At 39.4% G+C, this 23,533-nt stretch carries 19 protein-coding genes and 2 tRNA genes; 8 read left to right on the top strand and 13 right to left on the bottom strand.

Features of this window, described 5'->3' with window-relative positions; all coding sequences use genetic code 11:
• The first annotated feature begins 102 nt into the window (after positions 1-102).
• The 3 genes from mutS to A9996_RS08640 all read left to right on the top strand — a co-directional run bounded on the left by mutS (position 103) and on the right by A9996_RS08640 (position 3,145).
• The gene (mutS, locus tag A9996_RS08650) at positions 103-2,715 is read left to right on the top strand and encodes a DNA mismatch repair protein MutS (RefSeq protein WP_066433230.1); all 2,613 of its coding nucleotides are present in this window, start codon (positions 103-105) and stop codon (positions 2,713-2,715) included.
• A 112-nt stretch (positions 2,716-2,827) separates the two neighbouring features.
• A tRNA-Gly gene (locus A9996_RS08645) sits at positions 2,828-2,900 on the top strand.
• A gap of 161 nt (positions 2,901-3,061) precedes the next feature.
• Positions 3,062-3,145: transfer RNA gene (locus tag A9996_RS08640), tRNA-Leu, on the top strand.
• 108 nt (positions 3,146-3,253) lie between these two features.
• Here A9996_RS08640 and A9996_RS08635 read toward each other — a convergent pair.
• Positions 3,254-3,505, bottom strand: a complete 252-nt coding sequence (locus tag A9996_RS08635; protein ID WP_066433229.1) for a hypothetical protein — start codon at positions 3,503-3,505, stop codon at positions 3,254-3,256.
• A 99-nt stretch (positions 3,506-3,604) separates the two neighbouring features.
• A complete protein-coding gene (locus tag A9996_RS08630; protein ID WP_066433227.1) occupies positions 3,605-4,846 on the bottom strand; it encodes a 3-deoxy-D-manno-octulosonic acid transferase in 1,242 nt (413 codons plus the stop codon).
• A 213-nt stretch (positions 4,847-5,059) separates the two neighbouring features.
• Here A9996_RS08630 and A9996_RS08625 point away from each other — a divergent pair, with 213 nt between their 5' ends.
• From A9996_RS08625 to A9996_RS08610, 4 genes are all read left to right on the top strand, one after another.
• On the top strand, positions 5,060-6,220 hold the full coding sequence (locus A9996_RS08625) for a DegT/DnrJ/EryC1/StrS family aminotransferase (protein ID WP_066433225.1): 1,161 nt from the start codon (positions 5,060-5,062) through the stop codon (positions 6,218-6,220).
• Positions 6,221-7,243 (top strand): UDP-glucose 4-epimerase GalE, encoded by a 1,023-nt coding sequence (galE, locus tag A9996_RS08620; RefSeq protein WP_066433224.1) that lies wholly within the window; start codon positions 6,221-6,223, stop codon positions 7,241-7,243. It begins immediately after the preceding gene.
• Positions 7,244-7,254: 11 nt separating this feature from the next.
• A complete protein-coding gene (locus A9996_RS08615; protein ID WP_066433222.1) occupies positions 7,255-8,532 on the top strand; it encodes a metal-dependent hydrolase family protein in 1,278 nt (425 codons plus the stop codon).
• A 264-nt stretch (positions 8,533-8,796) separates the two neighbouring features.
• Positions 8,797-8,988, top strand: coding sequence for a hypothetical protein (locus A9996_RS08610; protein WP_066433220.1), 192 nt, complete (start codon positions 8,797-8,799; stop codon positions 8,986-8,988).
• A gap of 42 nt (positions 8,989-9,030) precedes the next feature.
• Here the strand turns inward: A9996_RS08610 and lspA are convergent, their stop codons facing one another.
• The 6 genes from lspA to A9996_RS19610 all read right to left on the bottom strand — a co-directional run bounded on the left by lspA (position 9,031) and on the right by A9996_RS19610 (position 15,049).
• Positions 9,031-9,522, bottom strand: a complete 492-nt coding sequence (lspA, locus tag A9996_RS08605; protein WP_066433219.1) for a signal peptidase II — start codon at positions 9,520-9,522, stop codon at positions 9,031-9,033.
• A gap of 3 nt (positions 9,523-9,525) precedes the next feature.
• The gene (gene fabD, locus A9996_RS08600; RefSeq protein ID WP_066433341.1) at positions 9,526-10,419 is read right to left on the bottom strand and encodes an ACP S-malonyltransferase; all 894 of its coding nucleotides are present in this window, start codon (positions 10,417-10,419) and stop codon (positions 9,526-9,528) included.
• Between the two features lie 170 nt (positions 10,420-10,589).
• Complete coding sequence (locus A9996_RS08595; RefSeq protein ID WP_066433218.1) at positions 10,590-11,153, bottom strand: sugar O-acetyltransferase; 564 nt, start codon at positions 11,151-11,153, stop codon at positions 10,590-10,592.
• Between the two features lie 20 nt (positions 11,154-11,173).
• Complete coding sequence (locus tag A9996_RS08590) at positions 11,174-12,730, bottom strand: NAD(P)/FAD-dependent oxidoreductase (RefSeq protein ID WP_066433217.1); 1,557 nt, start codon at positions 12,728-12,730, stop codon at positions 11,174-11,176.
• Positions 12,731-12,843: 113 nt separating this feature from the next.
• The gene (locus A9996_RS08585; RefSeq protein ID WP_066433215.1) at positions 12,844-14,118 is read right to left on the bottom strand and encodes a chloride channel protein; all 1,275 of its coding nucleotides are present in this window, start codon (positions 14,116-14,118) and stop codon (positions 12,844-12,846) included.
• Positions 14,119-14,128: 10 nt separating this feature from the next.
• A complete protein-coding gene (locus A9996_RS19610) occupies positions 14,129-15,049 on the bottom strand; it encodes a dihydrofolate reductase (protein WP_083993897.1) in 921 nt (306 codons plus the stop codon).
• Positions 15,050-15,341: 292 nt separating this feature from the next.
• Between A9996_RS19610 and A9996_RS08575 the strand changes: the two genes are divergently transcribed.
• Positions 15,342-15,638, top strand: a complete 297-nt coding sequence (locus tag A9996_RS08575; protein WP_066433214.1) for an isoamylase early set domain-containing protein — start codon at positions 15,342-15,344, stop codon at positions 15,636-15,638.
• Positions 15,639-15,722: 84 nt separating this feature from the next.
• On the opposite strand, the gene A9996_RS08570 is transcribed toward A9996_RS08575, so the two are convergent.
• From A9996_RS08570 to A9996_RS08550, 5 genes are all read right to left on the bottom strand, one after another.
• The gene (locus tag A9996_RS08570) at positions 15,723-18,443 is read right to left on the bottom strand and encodes a T9SS type A sorting domain-containing protein (protein WP_066433212.1); all 2,721 of its coding nucleotides are present in this window, start codon (positions 18,441-18,443) and stop codon (positions 15,723-15,725) included.
• Positions 18,444-19,018: 575 nt separating this feature from the next.
• Positions 19,019-19,843 (bottom strand): thymidylate synthase, encoded by an 825-nt coding sequence (locus A9996_RS08565; RefSeq protein ID WP_066433208.1) that lies wholly within the window; start codon positions 19,841-19,843, stop codon positions 19,019-19,021.
• Between the two features lie 187 nt (positions 19,844-20,030).
• Positions 20,031-21,737 (bottom strand): nucleoside transporter C-terminal domain-containing protein, encoded by a 1,707-nt coding sequence (locus A9996_RS08560; RefSeq protein WP_066433206.1) that lies wholly within the window; start codon positions 21,735-21,737, stop codon positions 20,031-20,033.
• Positions 21,738-21,749: 12 nt separating this feature from the next.
• A complete protein-coding gene (locus tag A9996_RS08555; RefSeq protein WP_066433204.1) occupies positions 21,750-22,358 on the bottom strand; it encodes a bifunctional nuclease family protein in 609 nt (202 codons plus the stop codon).
• Between the two features lie 197 nt (positions 22,359-22,555).
• Complete coding sequence (locus A9996_RS08550; RefSeq protein ID WP_066433202.1) at positions 22,556-23,518, bottom strand: electron transfer flavoprotein subunit alpha/FixB family protein; 963 nt, start codon at positions 23,516-23,518, stop codon at positions 22,556-22,558.
• Positions 23,519-23,533: the final 15 nt, after the last annotated feature.

Genomic DNA, 23,533 nt, shown 5'->3' with positions numbered 1-23,533 from the left:
GTAAATAACTTCTCTCCACTCCATTTTCCAAAGCCTCAAATAATAAGTACCTTAGCCATCCTGATTATTCGGGGCAAAAATACCATTTAAAATACAAATCCATTGGCTAAGAAAGTAAAAAAGGAAACTCCGTTAATGACCCAATACAATGCCATCAAAGCAAAGTATCCTGATGCCTTGTTGCTTTTTAGGGTGGGCGATTTTTACGAAACCTTTGGTGAAGATGCAGTGAAAGCCTCCAGGATTTTAGATATTATTTTAACCAAGCGCGGCGCCGGAAGTGACAGTGAAACTGAACTTGCCGGATTCCCGCACCACTCTCTAAATAACTATCTCCCAAAGTTGGTCAAAGCAGGTTGCCGCGTTGCTATTTGTGACCAACTAGAAGATCCGAAACAGACAAAAACCATCGTCAAGCGCGGGGTAACCGAACTGGTAACTCCTGGAGTGGCATTAAATGATGATATTTTACATTCCAAATCCAATAACTTCTTGGCAGCCGTCTTTTTTGGTAAGGATACAATTGGTATTTCTTTTTTAGATGTTTCCACAGGAGAGTTTCTGATATCCCAAGGCAATTCAGAATACATCGATAAATTACTCCAGAATTTTAGACCAAGTGAAATTTTGGTTTCAAAGCCGAAACGCAACGAGTTTAAAAACACATTTGGGACCGATTTCCATACGTTTTACATGGAAGATTGGGTTTTTCAGGATGATTATGCCAATGATACCTTGCTCAAACATTTTCAGACCAAATCTTTAAAGGGTTTTGGAATTGACGATTTGTTTGAAGGTATTGTCGCTTCAGGTGCGGTGTTGCATTATTTGAGCGAAACACAACATCATAAATTACAACACATCACATCTATTCAACGCATCACCAAAAATGATCATGTGTGGATGGATCGTTTCACCATAAAGAATCTTGAACTCTATCAGTCCTACAATCAAAATGCCGTAACCTTGATTGATGTGATTGACCGAACGATTTCTCCAATGGGAGGAAGGTTATTGAAACGATGGATGGCATTACCGCTCATTGATATCGAGAAAATTAATCAACGGCATGAAGTGGTTCAATATTTTTTGGATGACGCCATCGTTTTGAAAAAGATCCAAAATCAGATCAAGCATATTGGGGATATTGAACGGCTGATTTCTAAAGTAGCAACCGTCAAAATATGTCCGAGAGAAGTGGTACAGTTAAAAAATGCGTTGGAAGCCATTGTGCCCATTAAAACACTCACTCAAAATACGGGTAATAAAGCCTTGCAGCTAATTGGTGATAGTTTGGAGCTTTGTGAGGAGCTTCGCCAACGCATCAAAGCAACTTTAAATGAAGAAGCGCCCGCCAATATTTTAAAAGGAAACACCATTTCGTCTGATTTTTCTTCTGAACTGAAAGAGCTGAGGGCCTTGTCTACATCAGGAAAGGATTATTTGGATGCCATGCTAGAGCGCGAAGCTAAGCGCACGGGCATCACATCTCTTAAAATTGCGGCCAACAATGTGTTTGGCTATTATATTGAAGTGCGGCACGCGCATAAAAATAAAGTTCCTGAAGATTGGATCAGAAAGCAGACATTGGTAAATGCAGAGCGCTATATTACTGAAGAATTAAAAGAATACGAGACGAAAATTCTTGGAGCGGAGGAGCGTATTCTGGCCATCGAACAACAACTGTTTTCAGAATTGGTGACTTGGCTTGGCCAATTCATTAAACCTGTTCAGAAAAATTCAGCGTTAATTGCGCAGTTGGATTGTTTGTGTGGTTTTGCGCAATTGGCTTATGAAAATAAATACACACGTCCAGAAATCAACGATTCTTATGCGCTTGATATCAAAAACGGAAGACATCCGGTTATTGAAAAACAATTGCCACACGGCGAGCCTTACATTGCCAATGATGTTTATTTAGATAGAGATCAGCAACAAATCATCATGATTACCGGACCTAATATGTCGGGTAAATCGGCTATTTTGCGACAAACGGCGCTCATTGTACTCTTGGCTCAAATGGGAAGTTTTGTGCCTGCTGAGTCGGCTAAAATAGGGCTTACCGATAAAATCTTTACCAGAGTGGGTGCCAGCGATAATATTTCGATGGGCGAGTCTACCTTTATGGTTGAGATGAATGAAACCGCTTCCATTTTGAACAACATCTCTGACCGCAGTTTGGTGTTGTTGGATGAGATTGGCCGTGGCACTAGTACTTATGACGGGATTTCGATAGCATGGGCTATTAGTGAATATTTACACGAACACCCCAGCAAAGCCAAAACGTTATTCGCCACACATTACCATGAGTTGAATGAAATGACCGAAACCTTTGCGCGCATTAAAAACTTCAATGTGTCTGTAAAGGAATTGAAAAATAATGTGCTTTTCTTGCGAAAGTTGGTTGAAGGAGGTAGTGAGCACAGCTTTGGAATTCACGTGGCTAAAATGGCGGGAATGCCGCAACAGGTCATTCTTCGTGCGAATAAAATTTTAAAGCAGCTGGAAAAATCTCATAGTAGTGAAGAACTGACGGATAAGGTGCGGACTCTTGAAAATGACATGCAACTAAGCTTTTTTAATTTAGATGATCCTTTATTGGAGCAGATTAGGGAAGAAATTATCAACCTAGATATTGACGTCTTAACGCCAGTGGAAGCACTGATGAAATTGAATGAAATTAAGCGTATGTTGTTGAAAAAGAAACGGGCATAAAATTTTTGTTTTTTTTACTCAAAAAGGCTTTGCAATTCTAAGAAATATATTAAATTTGCCCTCGCAATACCGATAGGTATTGGAGCAACGTTCTTAAAATAATTGCACTAATGCGAAAATAGCTCAGCTGGTAGAGCGCCACCTTGCCAAGGTGGAGGTCGCGGGTTCGAATCCCGTTTTTCGCTCAACAGAGCAAAAAATGTTTCAGGCGACCGCTTCAATAGGAAGAGGTCACGGGTTCTCCCGACGCTTCGGGACCGTTTTTCGCTCAGTATAAAAGAAAGTAAAAGTATGGATTCCGTTGCTGCGGAACGTTGTTTTTAAATAATGAATACTTTGTGCACCTGCTCAAGTGGTGGAATTGGTAGACACGCCGGACTTAAAATCCTGTGCCCATTAGGGCGTGCGGGTTCAAGTCCCGCCTTGAGTACAGAAGAAAAGCCGAAACGAAAGTTTCGGCTTTTTTGTTTTATTGATACTGCAAAAAAAGACCCAACAGGTGTCAGGTCTTTAAAATATGTTGTAACTAAGTGTTAGATTAGTTGTCGTCACCAACAACTTCCGTTGCAGCACTATCAATAGCCTTGCCTGCTTCTTTGACTTCATTGGCGGCATTATCAATAGCTTTACCAGCTTTTTCTAAGGCACCTTCAGTTTTGTCAGCAACATCATCAGCAGTAGTTTCAATAGTGTCACCCATGTCATCTGCTTTCTTTTCTGTATCTCTACATGAAGTAAAAGTTAGGCCAAGTGCTACAACCAATACCGTACTTAATAATAATTTTTTCATCGTGATTATTTTAGTGTTAATTAACTGTGCAAATCTATGGAACTTGTGTGTCGCTCCAACAAAAGTATTAACATTTTTTTAAGATATCAAGCTCTTGTTTTATTTGTATGTGCGGATATACTCCATTATTTGTACGACTGCTCCTTTATTTTTTTTGATAAAAGCCTCGTTTAATTCGCCAAGCGCTTTTCTTTTGTTAGAATTTTCAACCAACGCATCAAGAGTATGTTTAAGTTCTAGACTGTTGCTAATAGAAACAACGCCCCCATTCGCTATCATTTGAAAGGCTTCTGGGAATTTCTTGTAGTTATTACCGATAATAATGGGAACGCCAAAAACAGCAGGTTCCAAAATATTATGAAGTCCCGTTTGTCCCATAGCACCACCCACATAAGCAATGTCTGCATAACTGTAAATCTTACTTAAAATACCAATTGTATCTACTACAAAAACCTGATAATCGGCAAGATTTTTACCCTCATTTTCTGAAAACAGTATCGTTTTTTTCTTAAGTTTTCCAGTAAAATCGGCTATTTGCTGTTTCTTAATAGTATGGGGCGCTATCAGGAATTTCACCTCTTTTGATGAAACCGAATTGATATAGTCTACAAACATGCCCTCATCCTCAGGCCACGAACTTCCAACAACTACGCATAGTTTGCCATCTTTAAAACTTTCAATAAATGGCAGATGATTATCCTGATGCAATTGATCCGAAACGCGATCATAGCGTGTATCTCCTGCAACTGAGACATTATCGAAATGAAGAGATTGTAATAAAATCTTTGAGCTTTCATTCTGAACAAAAATATGCTCAAATGTAACTAGAGCCTCACGCATGATGTCGCCATAAAATTTAAAGTAGGGCTGATCCTTTCTAAAAACAGCTGAAATAAGAATGGCTCTTAGGTGTCGCTTTTTCAATTCAGACAGATAATTGGGCCAAATATCATACTTTACAAAAATGGTGAGTTCAGGATGGACGAGTTTTACAAATCGTTTCGCATGGGCTGGAGTATCTATAGGAAGATATACCACCACATCTGCAACAGGAGTGTTTTTCCTTATTTCATAACCTGAAGGCGAAAAGAAGGTCAACACAATTTTATAATGCGGATGTGCCTCTCTGAGTTGTTTAAAAATGGGCAGTCCCTGCTCATACTCGCCAAGGGACGCGCAATGGAACCAAAAGGTTTGGTCATTGGCAGAGAGGTGTCCTTCTAAAATTTTAAAAGCTGTACTGCGGCCTTCTACTCCCAACTTAATTTTGTCATTAAAAAAAGCTAGAATTTTAAGAAAAAATTCGGCACTATGGAGCGCTATATTGTAGAGTAATTTCAACGAAAATGATTTGCGCTAAAATACATTTCTTTCTATTATTTTAGTTAAAAAACACCCTTGAATTTTAATTCTGTTAGTAGTGTAGGCAATGTATTATCGTGCTACAAACAAAATTAAACCTTTAGGAATGATTGGTATAAGCAGCACAATTTTGTAATTTCGCTACATCATAAAGCCATTGGGTTTTAATTATTCATTCCTACATAAAATTAGATGAAAAACATACAAATGGTTGATCTTAAGGGTCAATATCAAAAAATTAAGGACGTCGTTGATGCGTCCATAGCCCAAGTTCTTGACACTACGGCCTATATTAATGGACCTCAGGTACATCAATTTCAGAAAAATTTAGAAACCTATCTCGGGGTCAAACATGTCATCCCTTGTGCCAATGGCACCGATGCTTTGCAGATTGCCATGATGGGCTTAGATTTAAAGCCAGGTGATGAAGTTATTACGGCTGATTTTACATTCGCTGCCACCGTTGAGGTCATTGCGTTATTGCAGTTGACACCGGTTTTGGTTGATGTAGATCCAAACAGTTTCAATATAGATGTTGAGGCTATTAAAAAGGCAATCACCCCAAAAACGAAAGCGATTGTTCCGGTACATTTGTTTGGTTACTGTGCCAATATGGAAGCCATTATGGAAATTGCCGAAGCGCATAATTTATATGTGATAGAAGATAACGCGCAGGCCATTGGTGCCACTTATACCTTTAGCGATGGTAGAAAGGCACAAGCAGGGACAATTGGCCATGTGGCTTCAACCTCCTTTTTCCCATCCAAAAACTTAGGGTGCTATGGTGACGGTGGTGCTATTTTTACGAATGATGATGCGCTTGCCCATCGTTTGAGAGGCATCGTGAATCATGGCATGTATGAGCGTTACCATCATGATGTGGTGGGCGTGAATTCGCGTTTGGACTCTATCCAAGCCGCCGTTTTGGACGCCAAGTTGCCACATCTTGATACTTACAATCAAGCACGTCGCAACGCTGCAAGAGCTTATAATGCGGCATTTAAAGATCACAAAAATATAACCATTCCGAGTGGTATCGATACCTGTAAAGGGATCTGTGACACTTGTGATTGTCATGTCTTTCACCAATACACCTTAAAGTTGAAAGGGGTAGACCGTGATGCCTTGGTGAAGCATTTGAATGAAAACGGGATTCCATGTGGCGTGTACTATCCAATTCCGTTGCACCTTCAAAAGGCCTATAAAGACGCAAGATATAAAGAAGAAGATTTTCCGGTGACCAATCAGTTGGTAAAAGAAGTGATTTCTTTGCCAATGCATACAGAGTTGGATGCAGATCAAATTGAATTCATCACCGCTACAGTTATTAATTTTATAAACTCCAATTCATAAATGGCAAAGGTTTTAGTTACCGGAGGTTTAGGTTTTATAGGGTCACATACTGTCGTAGAATTACAGGAAAAAGGGTTTGAGGTTGTTATTCTTGATGATCTTTCAAATTCTTCTATTGATGTTTTAGCTGGAATCACAGCCATCACTGGAAAAGCACCGCTATTTGAAAAATTGGATTTAAAAGAAAAATCTAAAGTGGAATCATTTTTTGAAAAGCATCAGGATATTGTTGGTGTGATCCATTTTGCGGCAAGCAAAGCGGTTGGAGAAAGCGTTGAAAAACCGTTGTTGTATTATGAAAACAACATTAACACCTTGGTTTACGTGCTGAAATCAATCTTGCAATTACCAACCCAAAATATTATTTTCAGTTCTTCATGCACGGTTTACGGACAGGCAGATCAGATGCCCATTACCGAATCAGCACCTATAAAAATGGCAGAATCCCCTTATGGAAACACCAAACAAATTGGTGAGGAAATCATTAAAGATACTTGTAAGGTGAACACTAATTTGAATGCGATTGCACTGCGTTATTTTAATCCGATAGGGGCGCATAAAAGCGCAAAAATTGGCGAATTACCAATTGGTGTGCCTCAGAATTTAGTGCCTTTTATCACACAAACAGCTGCAGGATTACGGCAGGAACTTTCGGTTTTTGGAAATGATTATCCAACGTCTGACGGTACCTGTGTAAGAGATTATATTCATGTTGTGGATCTGGCAAAAGCACATGCAGTGGCTTTGGAACGATTACTGGGGCAAAATAATACGACAAACTATGAGACTTTTAATGTGGGAACAGGAACGGGGAGCACCGTTTTGGAAGTCATTCAATCTTTTGAAAAAGTTTCAGGTAAACAATTGAATTACAAATTTGCTCCAAAACGTGAAGGTGATGTCATCCAAGCGTATGCTGATACGACGAAAGCAAATACAGATTTAGGCTGGAAGGCAGAAAGCAATCTGGATGAAGCCCTCTTATCTGCTTGGAAATGGGAAAAACACCTTAGAAACATCTAAAATAAAATAGTATGAATAAATCAATCCTTCTTTGTTGTCTTTTAGTGACGGCCTTCGTCTTTGGACAAAACACGTATTTGCATTGCGGAAAATTAATTGACACCAAAGAAGGTAAAGTTTTGACCAACAAAACGATTATCGTTTCAGGTACCAAGATCATGGCTATTGAGGATGGTTTTTCGAAGCCTAAATCTGATAAAGATATTCTGATTGATCTGAAAAATAAAACAGTGATGCCAGGACTTATTGATATGCATGTTCATATTGAAAGTGAGACCAATCCTGGAGCTTATCTTGAAAAGTATACACTTAATGACGCCGATATCGCCTTCAATGCACAACATTTTGCAGAGGTGACATTAATGTCTGGTTTTACAACGGTCAGGGATTTAGGAGGTTCAGGCGTCAATGTCGCTTTAAGAAATGCGATCAATGCTGGGAAAGTTGACGGTCCTCGAATCTTTACTGCCGAAAAAGCTTTGGCTACAACAGGTGGTCATGCTGATCCTTCCAATGGTTCCAAAGACGACTTGGTGGGTGATCCAGGACCCAAAGAAGGTGTTGTCAATGGTGTGGATGACGCCAAAAAAGCAGTGCGTCAACGTTATAAAAATGGAGCTGATTGGATAAAAATTACAGCTACTGGTGGTGTTTTGAGTGTTGCCAAGAGCGGACAGAATCCGCAATTTACTTTAGAAGAAATCAAGGCTATTTGTGAAACGGCCAAAGATTATGGGTTTTATGTGGCTGCACACGCCCATGGTGATGAAGGCATGCAACGTGCCATCCTTGGTGGTGTTAAAACTATTGAACACGGCACCTTGATGAGTGAGCAAACCATGGAACTGATGAAAAAACACGATGTGTATTTGGTGCCCACTATTACCGCTGGAAAATCGGTTTCAGAGAAAGCTAAAATACCAAATTATTATCCAGAAGTGATTGTTGGGAAAGCTTTGGATATCGGACCTAAAATTCAAGATATGTTTGGAAGAGCTTATAAAAGTGGCGTAGGGATTGCCTTCGGTACTGACGCTGCTGTATTTGCACATGGTGAAAATGCAAAAGAATTTGGCTATATGGTGGAGGCAGGAATGCCAGCCATTAAAGCGATACAAAGTGCAACGGTTACCAATGCCATGCTTCTTAAAATGGAAGCGCAAATTGGGCAATTAAAAGGCGGATTTCTAGCTGATATTGTCGCAACAAATGACGATCCAACATCTAATATTGATACTATGACTAACGTTGTTTTCGTCATGAAAGAGGGTAAAATATACAAACAATAGGTGTTTTAGCGTTTCGCATCCTGTAATCATCAATCCATTCAGTTGTGAATATGGCAATGAAAACAGGTAATAATTGTAGGTGTCATAATTAAGCTGTTGACTCACATGGTTTTAACTCTAATAGCTTGCGTTTCTGCGTTGGAAGTTGTTTATTTGTAAGTAATGATAACTGACAAGCGGCAGTTGATGACAACAATACCATTATTTTTTTGTGAGAAGAATTAATTGTTTTGTAATTGAATTGTCCGATAAACGAAAGAACACATGAAACTGATTAGCATTAGAAGAGAAACAAAAGCTGAAGCCCGATTTACACCAAAAATGGGAGCATTGGTAACCAATGTTACCTACATCAAAAAGCAATTTTTGAGTATTCCTTTTAAAACACTCCATAAATACAGAGAAACGTACTATGGAAAAGTTAAGGATTGTGAAGAGTGCAACCTTACAGCTTAAAAGATAGTTAAGCCTCATGAAAATGAGGCTTTTTTTATGCGCTTAATTTTTTTGTTTCTTTTGGGTGAAACTTGCGATGATCAATAAAATCATCCCAAAGCTTACAGACATATCAGCAAAGTTGAAAATACCTGTTCTAAAAACCCCTCCTAGGTCAATATGGAAAAAATCAGTAACTGACCCATACATAAACCTATCAAATACATTGGCAATGCCGCCACCAATAATACAACAAAAGGCGATGAGACTCAGTCTGTCCAAAGTTTTATTTGTCAGTATATAATATATCACACCTCCCAATACAATGACTGGTAGGATGAGCAATAAAATCCATTTTAAAGTCGGACCCAAATCACTTCCCATGCCTAAGAAGGCGCCTTCATTTTCTACCTTGGTCATGATAAAAGTGTCACCGATGAGCTCGATAACCTCATGTTGTCCAATTTTAGCTCTGACAATAAATTTCGAAATTTGATCTAGGGCAATATTGGCAACAATCAATAAGATGATGCTTAAGTTTCTTGATAATTTCATCGGCTATAAATTAGGGGTAAAGGTTGCTGCTGCAGTTTGCGCCTCTCGGTCAATCTTTTTGACCAATCCTTGAAGTACGTTCCCAGGGCCAACTTCAGTAAACAATACGGCACCATCTGCAATCATTTGCTGTACAGATTGCGTCCAGCGCACAGGAGCTGTCAATTGCGACATTAAATTGGCTTTGATATCGTTTTCATTAATGACCGCTTTGGCAGTGACATTTTGATAAATTGGGCAATTTGGTTTACTAAATGGTGTGTTTTCAATAGCAGCTGCTAATTCTTCTCTTGCAGGTTCCATTAAAGGAGAGTGGAATGCACCACCAACTGGCAATACTAAAGCGCGTTTGGCTCCAGCTTCTTTCATGGCTTCACAAGCGCGATTAACCGCGTTTACTTCTCCAGAGATCACTAACTGTCCTGGACAGTTATAATTTGCCGCCACGACGATGCCTTCAATAGTTCCACATATTTTTTCAACAAGGACATCTTCAAGTCCTAAAACAGCAGCCATGGTACTTGGTTTCAATTCACAAGCTTTTTGCATCGCCAAAGCGCGTTGTGATACGAGTTTTAAACCATCTTCAAAAGTTAAAGTGCCGTTGGCCACCAAGGCTGAAAATTCACCTAAGGAATGACCTGCAACCATATCTGGTTTGAAAGTGTCACCCATGGTTTTTGCCAAAATAACTGAGTGTAAAAAAATGGCCGGTTGGGTAACCTTCGTTTCTTTAAGATCTTCTGCAGAGCCTTCAAACATAATATCAGTGATAGAAAAGCCGAGAATGTCATTGGCTTGTTCAAAAAGTTTTTGGGCGATGGAGGATTTTTCGTAAAGTTCCAATCCCATTCCTGAAAATTGGGCGCCTTGTCCAGGAAATATATATGCGTTTATCATAGGTTCATTTTAGTGGTGCAAAAATAAGAATATTTTTTTAAGGCGTGAGACCGCTGCTTTTAGATTAAAGAACCAATACCGGTCTCCAATAAAATGCGAAATAGAAAAATAAACGCTGTTTTTATAAGATCATCTGCTGAGGATATTAGCAACTAAATTATCTAATACTAGTCATTATCAATAGTTTTAATGATCTTGGCAGGATTACCAGCTATAACCACATCATCTGGAAAACTTTTTGTAACCACAGATCCGGCACCAATGACCACATTATTCCCAATGGTGACACCTGGACAAATTGTAGAATTGCCACCAATCCAAACATTATTTCCTATAGTAATGGGTTTCGCATATTCCAAACCATTGTTCCGTGCTTTAAACTTTAATGGATGGGTTGCCGTATAAATTTGAACGTTGGGACCTAACATGGTGTTGTTTCCGATTTTCACAATACCCACATCTAAAATGCAGCAGTTGAAGTTCATGTATACATTTTCTCCCAATTGAATATTATAACCATAATCACAATAGAAGGGAGGTTCTATATAAAGGTTTCTAGATGGGCTGTCAAAGAGAGTTTCAAGCAAGTCTTTTCTATTCGGCGTTTCATCGGGATGCGAAGTGTTGTAGTTGCCAAATGAAATGCGCGCTTGTCTTCTGTCTGCAACCAATTTTTCATCGGTTGGGTCATACATATCGCCAGCAATCATTTTTTCCTTTTCGCTTTTCATTTTTAATACTTCGGAATAATTTATAATCCAATGATGGCCGCTTCGGCACAACGTTCCCCATCCATAGCTGCTGAAACAATGCCGCCCGCATAACCCCCACCTTCACCGCAAGGGAATAAATTGGCAATTTGAGGATGTTCCAAACGCTCATTCCTAGGGATGCTCACAGGAGAAGAGGTGCGTGATTCTACCCCTATAATATTGGCTTCTTCAGTGTAAAAACCTTTCATTTTTTCGCCAAATATCTTAAATCCGTTTCGCAAACGTCCGCCAATTAATTTTGGAAGCAAGGAATGCAAGGGCGCCGATTTCAATCCGGGTTGATAGGAGGTAGGGTTGAGGTTTGCTGACAGCTTTCCTTCTACAAAGTCTGTGAGACGTTGTGCTGGGGCTACTTGACTTCGGCCACCAGAGGTAAATGCTAACCGCTCCAAATCTTTTTGATATTCCAAAGCTTTTAAAACCCCAAAGTGTTCATATTTATATAAATCTTTATCGGCATTAATTTCAACAACAATCCCAGAATTTGCAAATTGATTGTTGCGTTTGGATGGCGACATACCGTTTACGACTACTTCTCCATTTGCGGTTGCGGCCGGCACAATAAATCCGCCAGGACACATGCAAAAGGAATATACACCTCTCTCATTGACCTGATCTACCAAACTATAAGCTGCAGCAGGTAATAAGGGGTCACGCTCATCACTACAACTGTATTGGATTGAATCGATAATATGTTGCGGATGTTCTACACGCACGCCCATGGCAAATGATTTGGCTTCCAATGCAATGTTTTTTTCATGAAGCAAATAAAAAATATCGCGTGCCGAATGCCCTGTGGCTAAAATGACGCGCTCTACGTCCATGGCTTTGCCATTGTGAAGGACAAGTGTTTTGATGTTCTGGTCTTTGATGATAAAGTCAGTGACTTTGGTTTCAAAGTGAATTTCGCCACCGAAATTTAAAATAGTTTCGCGAATATTTTGAACCACTTTAGGCAGTTTATTGGTGCCGATATGCGGATGCGCATCAATCAAAATTTGATCTGTCGCCCCGTGAAATACTAAGTTTTCAAAAATGCGACGTACATCACCACGTTTCAAACTTCTGGTGTATAATTTACCATCGCTGTAGGTGCCGGCACCACCTTCTCCAAAACAATAATTGGAATCTTCATTCACAACATGGTCTTGGTTGATCGCTTTTAAATCACGACGTCTATCCTGCACATTTTTTCCACGTTCCAAAACAATCGGTTTAAAACCCAATTCAATACAGCGCAATGCGGCCCACATTCCTGCCGGACCAAAACCTATAATGTGGACCGGTTTTGCTTTGGAAACATCTTTGTAATCAAAGTGATAATCTGACGTTTCAGGAACAGGTTCATTGATATAAACGGCGACTTTATAATTGAAAATAATTTGTTTTTTTCTGGCATCGATTGATTTACGAAGTATCTTAACTCCCGAAATTTCTTCACTCTGCATCCCGAGAAATTCAGCTGATTTTCGCGTTAGAATATCAGGATAGTTTTCCTCTTGAAGCGTTACCCGAAGCTGAATGTCTTTTATCATGCTGCAAAATTAATTAAAAAGCGGCTAGAATGAACCGATGGGAATTTATTCTTTTGACGCCTTCCCATAAAACGGTCTCTAGATAATGACGTAGTTGCTATTCTTGAAAACAGTTATTCATCAATGTTTTCCATTTGTGAAGAAATAAACGGAATCCTTGGGGCTAAAAAATACCCGGTCAAACTCGCGAACAATATGGGGATAAAATAGGTAAAGCCCGTTAAGGTAGCCAGTAGGATAGTGGTACTCATTGGGGTTCTGGTCACACAGGCATTAATAGCAGCCATACAACTGACGATGGTTAGAGATAAGCTGATGGAAGGCAGAAATTGGTGAATGATCAACCCTAAGGTAGCGCCACAAAAGAACAACGGAATAATAAATCCACCACGCCACCCTGAGGTTACAGTAATGGCGATGGCTATTATTTTAAAAGCCAAAATGGCGATCAGTAGGCTTACTGAATAATCCCTAACCAGCAATTCACTGATTTCATGATGTCCAAAATACCGTGTAATTGGGAGATAGAAAACGATAATGCCAAGCGCAATTCCGCCGATGGTCGTCTTTACATATATGGGGGCTTGTAATTTTCCAAAAGCCGATTTAAAAAACTTCGTACAAAATATAAACAGCCAACCCACAAAGGTGGCGCTTATTGCAAACAATATGGCGTAGGCAAAATCAAACTTATCTTGCATTTCATAAGAAGGTAAATTCCACGTAGGACCGATACCTAAATGTACAATGAGGGCAAAAATGATATAGCTAAAAGAACTCGCCACAAAAGCCGGAATGATCGCTTTGTAATACTCTACAGCGTGTTTATGGTGCAAAATTTCGAGAGAGAATAAACTTCCGCCTAATGGCGCACCAAATAAGGCTGTAAAGCCAGAAGCCATACCCGCAATACTCATGGAGCGGAGTTCTTCCCCTTTGAGCCGGAATAGCTTTCCCAACCAAGTGCCTGTTGATCCGGTTACTTGTACTAGTGGGGCTTCAGGCCCGAGACTTCCACCTGATGCAATACATAGCAGTGAAGATAATACCATGGAAGGGTTGTTTTTAGGATCTAACCTTCCTTTATTAAACCGGATGTTGTTCACAATAAGATGGATTTCTCCAGGGTCTCCAATAAAATGAATAACCAATCCCGCCAATAAACCACAAATCGCCATTGTAGGAATGACGAGCCAACCTTCAAAAAAGGACAGCTGATGGGTCAAAAATTCAAGGACAATCCAGTAGACGCTCGCAATGATACCGCCAAATAACCCGAGAAGAGCCCAGAGTATAAATTTCCTGCTGAATACGAAGGGATTAAATTGAATGGGTTGGTCTAGAATATTGAGATAGGTGACTAACTTCCGTCTTCTTTTAAGCTTCACTGGTCAGGTTTTATCTTCTTTGATAGGTGATGAATGAAAACGAATACTTATGATGCTCATCTTTTTGATGCAGTTTAGTCTGTGTTTCTTTCCAAACTAAGGGATCAATTTTTGGGAAAAATGCGTCGCCATCAAAACTTTCATGAACTCTAGTCAATTCAATGTTATCAGCATAGGGAAGGGCTTGTTTGTAAATTTCGCCACCGCCAATGATAAAGGGCTGCACATCATTTTTTGCCGCATCGAGGGCATCTTCTAAATTATGAACCACAATAACACCGGTGGGCACTGTGTAATTTTGCTGGCGAGTTATGACAATATGTGTTCTATTGGGAAGTGGTTTGGAAAAACTTTCAAAGGTCTTTCTTCCCATAATCATGCAATGGTTAGAGGTCAAAGTTTTAAAACGCCTCAAATCATCCCCCAGGTGCCAAATCAATTCATTGTCCTTGCCAATAGTATCATTTTCTCCTGCCGCAGCGATGAGGGTAAGATTTTTACGAACCTTCGTTTTTTTTTCTGGACTGATTGCTGTTTCAATTGGATATGGTTTCTCAATTGGGTTTGTTTTTTCAACCTCTGTCTCAAGTTTCGAAATGCGCTCCTTTTGCTGAGCCACTAGTTTGCTAAGTTGTGCTTCTTCCCACTCTTTGCCCATAAATTTATGGGTGACAAATACATTGAATAGATGGATGAAAAAAATAAATAACCACGCTAAAATGGCAAATACGAACCAATCCAATCCAAAAATCTTTGTTTGCTCACCAACGCCTAAGACCGTGTTTAAAACAATAAGAAAAATGGCACCAATTAAAAAAATAACAAAGTGAAAATACAAGCGCTTTTTCTGTTTAATTCTGCGTTGCGCATTCTCAATAAGATGCATTTGCTCTTTATCGATTTGTGGTATAGATTTCTTTTTACCGAACATAGTGTTAAAATTTTATGTAAAGTTAGTTTTTTTTGACGACATCGAAAATGCGCTTCAAAAAACTTTAAATAGAGAACCATCTCAAAATATTGGCGCGTAAACTTATTGAAAATCACAGTAAAAGACGCTCATTAATTAACAATTCGGTAAAATAAGGACTGTTTCTTTCTTAAGTTCAATACATACGAAACCCAATTTTAAGAAATTGATAAATATGTGATTTTAGGGAAGTTGAATGGTCTGAGCCAGTGAATTGTTTTATACATTTGAGGCAAACTAATCAATTTCAATTATGGCAATTACAAAACAATATCTCAAAAACAAGTCTATTTGTAAAGTGACTTTTTCACTCCCTGCTAAAGAAGCTCAGAAAGTGAGCGTTTTAGGAAGTTTCAATGAATGGAGTGAGAGCGACGCTGTGCAGCTTAAGAAATTAAAGAACGGAACATTTAAGGGTACTGTGGACTTGCTAAAAGACCACTCCTATGAGTTTAAGTACCTTGTAGACGGCACGTTCATCAATGATGAGCAGGCAGATGCTTACAAACCGAATGTATTTGGCGGCGAGAATGCTGTTATAAATCTGTAGCTTAAATTTTATCCTATAAAAAAAGCGTTCTCCCTTAGGAAAACGCTTTTTAGATTTTATACTATTAGAATGAGCGTTATAATCTCATTTCTTAATAAATTGTTTGACCGCTGTTTTATCATCAACATACAATTTTATGAAGTACGTTCCACTTTGCAAGCTGGACACATGTATTGGTTTCTCTTCTAATTTTCCTCTCAATACAATCTGTCCTAAATTGTTTATGATAGCATACGTACCCTTACCGGCATTCCCCAAAGGCATTCTGATATTGAAGGAGTCTTCCACTGGGTTAGGGTAAAGTTTAATAGCGACACTTAGCGCCTTGTCATCAACTGTTAGGGTGCCTTCCAAAACGGCTTCGTACATCCCATTGCCATGCGTACCAATAAGTAAATGGTTATCTGACGGCCTATAAGCAAGAGAGCTCACCAAGGCCTGACCAATCAGTTCAGGAGCCTCTCTGATCCAATCTAGGTTTACAGGATCTGCCGTGCTATAGAGTCCGCGGGCGGTTCCGACAAAATAAATAGTTTCCCCTTTCACTTCCGCAATAGCAGCTGATCTAATGGAGTGTGCAGATAAATTACGCTCTACAAGAGCCCAGGTGGGTTGGGCTGAGGTGGCGTTGGTGGTCAGAAAAATACTATTGGTACCATAATTTGAATAGGTGGCCAAAACAATATCCTTATTGGTAGGATGGATGGCCAAACCAGTCACAATAGAAGGAAAACCAGTGGTAGCCGTCGGCGGTGTAATATCAGTTGCTAATGATAAACTGGCAGCATTTTGTGGATCGTTAAGTTTGTAGATATGACCTTGGTCTCCTCCCATTAACAAATAACTGCTGTTAGGATTATAGGTGCCTCTTGTGGTTGAAAATATTTCAAAATTATCAGCATGTGTAAAAACCGATGTAGTTCCCATGTTGGTCCATGTAAGCGTGGTCACATTAGAAGCATCGATTGTTTTGTAAAGGGTATTCTTTCCGGCATAATATAAGGCATTGTTATTATCAGGATCTAAATGAAAGTAGGTAACAAAATTACTCGTCGAACCTTCAGGGGCAATCGAAATATAGTCATCACAAACGCGCATAAAATCACCAAATTGAGAACCTAAGAATACTGGTAAGCATGGCTGATCTCTAGAAATTCCAACAGCTACACCATCGCCTCCGTAAATCCCAAATTGGGTGGTGAGGTCTGGCGTGCCCACAAGTGTGCCACCAGCCTTAGTACCATTATCCTGTGTGCCGCCAATCACTATGTCAGAGCCTGGAAGTGGATCAATGGCAACGTGATAATATTGATACGTTTGGTAGTTGTTATTCAAATTCTCCCAGCCTACTATGGATCGAGTAACATCAGTAGTTTTATGTACCCCACCATCTGTTCCTGAAAACAAAACACTCGGGTTGGTAATGCTAAATACCAAATCATGAATGTCTGGATGGTGCTCCACTTTTGTGCCTAGGTTGTAAATCTCGTAATTGTCTGCATTTTTATATCCTCCAATTCTGGTAAACATACTTTGGGTGGTAATATTTTCTATTTTGTAGGCATTGGAGCCACCTATCACTATAAAGTTTTCATTATCTGGTTTGACACTAATTTCCAAATCATAACCTTTTTGACTGGTAAATGGATCATTGCCGTCGGAGCATCCCGGCTCATCAGGGAGCTTGCTAGAATAATTGGTAAAAATTGAGGTAGATTGATCCCACATCCAAAGTTCTGCACCAACTATGGCTACTTTTTCACAATCGGAATTTTTTCCATTGTCAAAGATGGTATAGAGCTTGTCTTGGTTTGAAGGGGCTAGTGCTAAAACCAATCTCCCCGCAGGTTTAAATGAGGGCTCATTAAATCTGGTCCACGATCCATTTCCCGTTGGTGAGGTCCAAACACCTCTGGTTGCTGCGTCATTGGTACCAGAGAAACCCGCATACACACGTCCGTTGGAAGTAATCACCACATCAGTATGGCGGTTAGTAAACACACTTGAATTTTCAATTTCTGTAGTCCAAGAAGTCCCATTAAATCTTTTTATTTGACCCCCTAAGGCTGCATATAAATCGCCAGTTATAGGGTGCACTTCCAATTTGTAGGTAATATCGAAGGCTGAATCATAGGCCGTAAATTCTGAATTTGTATTTGGTATTTGCCTCCAGGTATTTCCGCCATCAATAGATTTCCAAATACCTTGTCCAAGATAAAAAGCCCCATCTAGGGCTGCTGAATTTCCGTTTCCTTCTCCTGTACCATAATACCAAATGTTTTCAAATCCTGCACGTGGGTCTTGTGCAAGTGAAGTCGCATTGTGGATAGCATCATTGGAAGAAACTTTAATCCAATTTGATCCTCCATTTATGGTTTTGAAAACGCCACCACTTACCGCTGCTGCTAAAATAGTATTGCCAGAAAGATCCGTCCGGTCTATAACGATGCTACGCGTTCTACCTCCAAAATTAGTGGGCCCACGGTTGATGTAATTGGTTTGAATTCTTCTAGCCATGGGATTGCTAGACCTGAATTTTGAATCTTCCGCTTGTCTGAATTCTTGACGTTTCTCACTGATTGGGACTTTGCCCGTAGCAGGATTGACCTGCCGGTAAAATTCATGAAGTTCTCTGGCTTCGTGATACAGGGCACGCTGTTCAGGAGTTTTTTTGGCACCTCGTTTAACTTCGCCAAAATTCTTTCTTTCAATTTTGTTTATAGATTTAGACTGTTCTTCTTGACAGTTGAAAATGAAAACTGCGACGAGCGCAATAAGCAATGTGAGACGTACTGATTTTTTCATAGTTTACATTTTTTTTAATCAAGTCCTGGATAAACATAGGGCTTCAGTAGCACTCTCAAGAACCGAACTTGTAATTCGTTTTAATTTTTTTGTATAATAGTAAGCTTAGGTGAGACCCATGATACATTTTAATTGGATGCACCCTCAAGGCTCACATAATATTGGCGGCAAGATAGTTATGAAAATACCTACGGACAAAATTTAAGAATAAATAAATGTTCAAATTAGATGGTTATTTGAGGCCCGAATGCTTTCGCAATTTGTTTTTCAAGTTTTGCCCTGGTGAAATGTAATGGTGATGTAATTAATTTTGGTGTGCAACACATTTTATAATGGTCATGTATTCAACATATTGGATTCCCAAATTACTCTGTAGACATCCCCTCAATGCGGGTATTCAAAAAAAGAAATGGTAGAAACATATTTAAAACGACCAACTTATCAGACCAATACATGATGCACTTGAATAGGGTTTCTATAACTATAAAGCACTATAAATTCAATATAATTAAAAAGGCCAACTATAAGAATGTTATTTTATTATTGCAGATGTGGTCTATATAATTAGGGACTCTCTAAACCGCAACAATCCCTTTAATGTGTGGATGCGGATTGTAGCCTTCCAAAGTAAAGTCTTCAAATTTAAAGTCGTGGATATCTTTAATCTCAGGATTTAAAATCATTTTTGGGAGTGGTCTGATGTCACGAGATAATTGCAACTCCAACTGTTCCATATGATTGTTGTAAATATGGGCGTCACCAAAGGTGTGGATAAAATCTCCTGCCTCATAACCGCAAACTTGGGCCATCATCATCGTGAAAAGGGCATAGGAACCAATATTAAAAGGAACGCCCAGAAAAATATCAGCACTGCGTTGGTATAATTGACAGGATAGTTTTCCGTCAGCCACATAAAACTGAAAAAAAGCGTGGCACGGTGGAAGCGCGGCTTTGCCATTTGCAACATTTTCTGAGAACGACTTTGAAGTATCTGGCAACACTGACGGGTTCCATGCGGAAACCAACATGCGGCGGCTATTAGGGTTGGTTTTTAGTGTGTCTACAATATCCTTAATCTGATCAATCTCATCGTTGTTCCAATTGCGCCATTGATGACCGTAAACGGGGCCAAGGTCGCCATTTTCATCTGCCCATTCATTCCAGATTCTCACGCCATTGTCGTTGAGGTAATTGATGTTAGTGTCGCCTTTTAAAAACCATAACAATTCGTATATAATGGATTTTAAATGTACTTTTTTGGTGGTGACCATGGGGAAACCTTCGCTTAAATCAAAACGCATTTGATACCCAAAAACACTTTTTGTTCCTGTTCCTGTGCGGTCTCCTTTTTGGTTTCCGTTCTCCAGTACATGTTTTACGAGGTCGTGATATTGTTTCATAGGCCTATTCCTGGAAAGGCAGGAATCTCATTAATTCATTAACTTAATTTGATAGAAAGTCAAAATTAAAAAAAACTGTAAACTGTTACTGAAATTTTCAGGAATGATATCAAAAGTTATCAACGGACAAGGTTTGGTTTTTTAAGTTTTTCCCTTCGGGGAAATGTCCGAAGGACAATGGGGCTTTTTACCCAATAATCATCCCCGCAATAGTTGCAGACAATAATGACGCAATCGTTCCGCCTATAAGCGCTTTCAATCCAAACTCAGATAAGGTTTTGCGTTGTCCGGGAGCTAAAGATCCTATGCCTCCAATTTGAATGCCGATGGATGCGAAATTCGCGAATCCACATAGCATATACGTGGCCATAATTATTGATTTTTCAAACTTCAAATGGGTTGCACTCGCTACATTTTTAAGTTCTGCCAGTTGGATATAGCCAACAAATTCACTCGCCGCCAATTTAATCCCCAACAACTGTCCCATAAGTGCCATGTCTTCTTTGGCAACGCCAATAAGCCACATTAATGGAGAAAAGACATACCCTAAAATAAACTCTAAGGATAAAGCCAAGTAAGGCGTATTATTGGCAATCAAAGTGTTTAAACCAGTCAAGCTACCTAATTTTCCAAAACCATAATTAATCATGGCAATAAAGGCGATAAACACCAAAAGCATGGCACCTACGTTGGCGGCTAATTTTAGACCTTCGGTAGTTCCATTGGCAATAGCGTCCAAGACATTAGAGCCAATATTTTCTTGAGTTACCTCAATGTCAGTATTGATTTCCTGTTGTTGAGGATATAGCATTTTTGAAATGACAATTGCTCCGGGAGCGGCCATTACAGATGCGGTTAAAAGATGCTTCGCATAAAATAGTTTTAATGCTTCGTCCTCTCCACCTAAAAACCCGATATAAGCAGCAAGAACTCCACCAGCCACGGTGGCCATTCCACCAATCATGACCAATAAAATCTCAGACTTGGACATTTTTTCAAGATAGGCCTTGATCATAAGTGGTGCTTCCGTTTGACCTAAGAAAATATTGCCAGCAACACTTAAACTTTCAGCACCTGAAATTTTTAATAGTTTGGTCAATACCCAAGCCATACCTGAAACTACTTTTTGAATAACTCCCAGATAAAATAATAAAGACGTTAATGCTGAAAAGAAAATAATGGTTGGCAATACCTGAAACAAGAAGATGAACCCGAAACTGCTGATATCCATCATGTCCCCTAGTAAAAACTCACTTCCTGCTTGGGTGAATTCCAATACCTTTACAAACATTTTTCCAACAATCTCAAATGCTTTTTGAACGAAGGGAATTTTTAAAACTCCAATAGCCAAGAGCAATTGCGCTGCAAGCCCAAAGCCTATGGTTTTCCAATTGATGGCTTTCCTGTTGTGACTTAAAAGAAACGATAGCAGCAGCAATACAAACATGCCCAAAGCACCACGCAGTAAACTTGACATGCTAAAACCTTGACTTGGTATGATACCACTAGTGGCCGCTTCAGTAACGACTAAAGTTTCTTTGGGAGTCGAAAATATATAGTTGATTTCTTTGTCTTGAAGCACCAAAGTCGAATCAGTTAATGTTTCGATTTTAAAACGGGTGATGTCTTCCGATGGATTATCGTAATAAAATATGAGAAGTTTGTTTTGGGTAATATAGCTGCCCTTTGTAATGCTGCTATCTCTTGCCTCTAAATAGAAGGTGAAGTCGCCATCTGTGAGTGATAGCACATCTGTTTCCTGATTGATGTTATAAAGATTTACACCTTGATCATTTTGGACAGCTTCAATCTGCCATGTCTTCTCTATGCTTTGTGCTATTATTGTTGTTATTCCAAAAAAAATAGCTATAAAAGCTAAAAAGAAGTGTTTCATCTGGTAGGTTGTTTAGCGTTTGGAAATTTCGTCTCTTACTTTCGCGGCTACTTCATAATCTTCGCTTAAGACGGCTTGTTCCAATAAAGAGTTGAGTTCTTCAAGGGTTTTATTCTTGTAATCATCATGAATGCTGGATTCTATTTCTTCAGCTACCAAATCGTCCAGAAGAATACTGTCTTGTTGTTCATCTTCTTTTTGCGGATTGACCTTTAAGTAGATTCCTGCTTTGTCCAAAATATTCTTATAAGTAAAAATGGGGGCTTGAAAACGCAGTGCCAAAGCAATAGCATCACTGGTCCGTGCGTCTATAATTTCTTCAATTTTATCACGCTCGCAAATCAAACTAGAGTAGAAGACGCCATCTACCAATTTGTGGATAATGACTTGTTTGACAATAATATCAAAACGATCAGCGAAATTTTTAAAAAGATCATGGGTTAAGGGACGTGGCGGACGGATTTCCTTTTCGAGGGCTATTGCAATAGATTGTGCCTCGAATGCACCAATGACAATTGGAAGTTTTCGATCGCCATCTACCTCATTCAATATCAAGGCATACGCACCATTTTGCGTTTGACTATAGGATATTCCCTTTATGTTCAATCGGACTAAACTCATATAAATAAAAAGCAAATAACTGTTTAAATAAGGACTTTACCAACTGTGATCCACATAATTTTTTTGTGAAGTCCCCTAACGAAAAAAGAATTTTGAAAATTTTTGCCACAAATACATGAACTCTTTTAAGATATGAGTCATGTATTTGTGGCAACTATTTTATGTACCAGTCGCATTGCTGCTACAAGTTAATAAATTTAAGCGTTTTGAACCTTAAATTCCTTTAATTTTTCTATGAGTTTTGGAACAACTTCAAAAGCATCACCAACTACACCGTAGTCTGCGGCCTTGAAGAATGGCGCTTCCGGATCTGAGTTGATCACCACTTTGACCTTAGAGGCGTTGATACCTGCTAAATGTTGGATGGCGCCAGAAATACCAATGGCAATGTATAAGTTTGAGGCTACTGGTTTCCCTGTTTGGCCTACGTGTTCTCCGTGAGGTCTCCAACCTAAATCTGACACTGGTTTTGAACATGCTGTGGCTGCTCCTAAAACCTCTGCTAATTCTTCAATCATTCCCCAGTTTTCAGGACCTTTCAATCCGCGTCCACCAGAAACTACAATTTCAGCATCTGCGATAGTCACGGTATTTGTGGCTTTATCAACAGATTCCACATGAACGCCGTTTTCTGGGATGGAGGGTGAAAACTCTTCAGCAGCTGCAGGTCCCGAATTTTCTTTTAATCCAAAAGCATTTTTCGATACGCCAACAATTTTTACATCGGTATCAATAGTTGTAAAATTGAATGCCTTATTGGTAAAAGCGGTTCGTTTTACTGTAAATGGGTCCGCGCTTGTTGGCGCTTCTACCACATTGGAAGCATACCCTGCATCTAAACCTACGGCCAATAATGGCGCAAGATATTTACTGTCTGCGCTTGAGCTTACCACCACCACTTTCGTGCCTTCTTTCTCAGCAGCTTGTTTGATAATGTGAGCGAATGTTTTGGCATTAAAAGCATCCAATTTTGAATCGTTTACCTTTAATATTTTATCAACGCCATAGGTTCCCAATTCTGAAACATCATCGGCATTAATTGTAATTGCAGTTACCGTGGTTCCCATTTGGTCAGCAACGGCTTTTGCATAAGAAGCCACTTCAAAAGCGACTTTCTTGAATTTTCCTTCTTCTGATTCTGTATATACTAAAACTGACATAATTTTCTATTTTTT

Origin of the sequence: Gelidibacter algens (assembly GCF_001678675.1) — a bacterium.
In the GTDB taxonomy this organism is placed as follows: domain Bacteria; phylum Bacteroidota; class Bacteroidia; order Flavobacteriales; family Flavobacteriaceae; genus Gelidibacter; species Gelidibacter algens.
The sequence above is the reverse complement of the archived record's forward strand: the minus strand, read 5'-3'. Positions and strand labels throughout refer to the sequence as shown.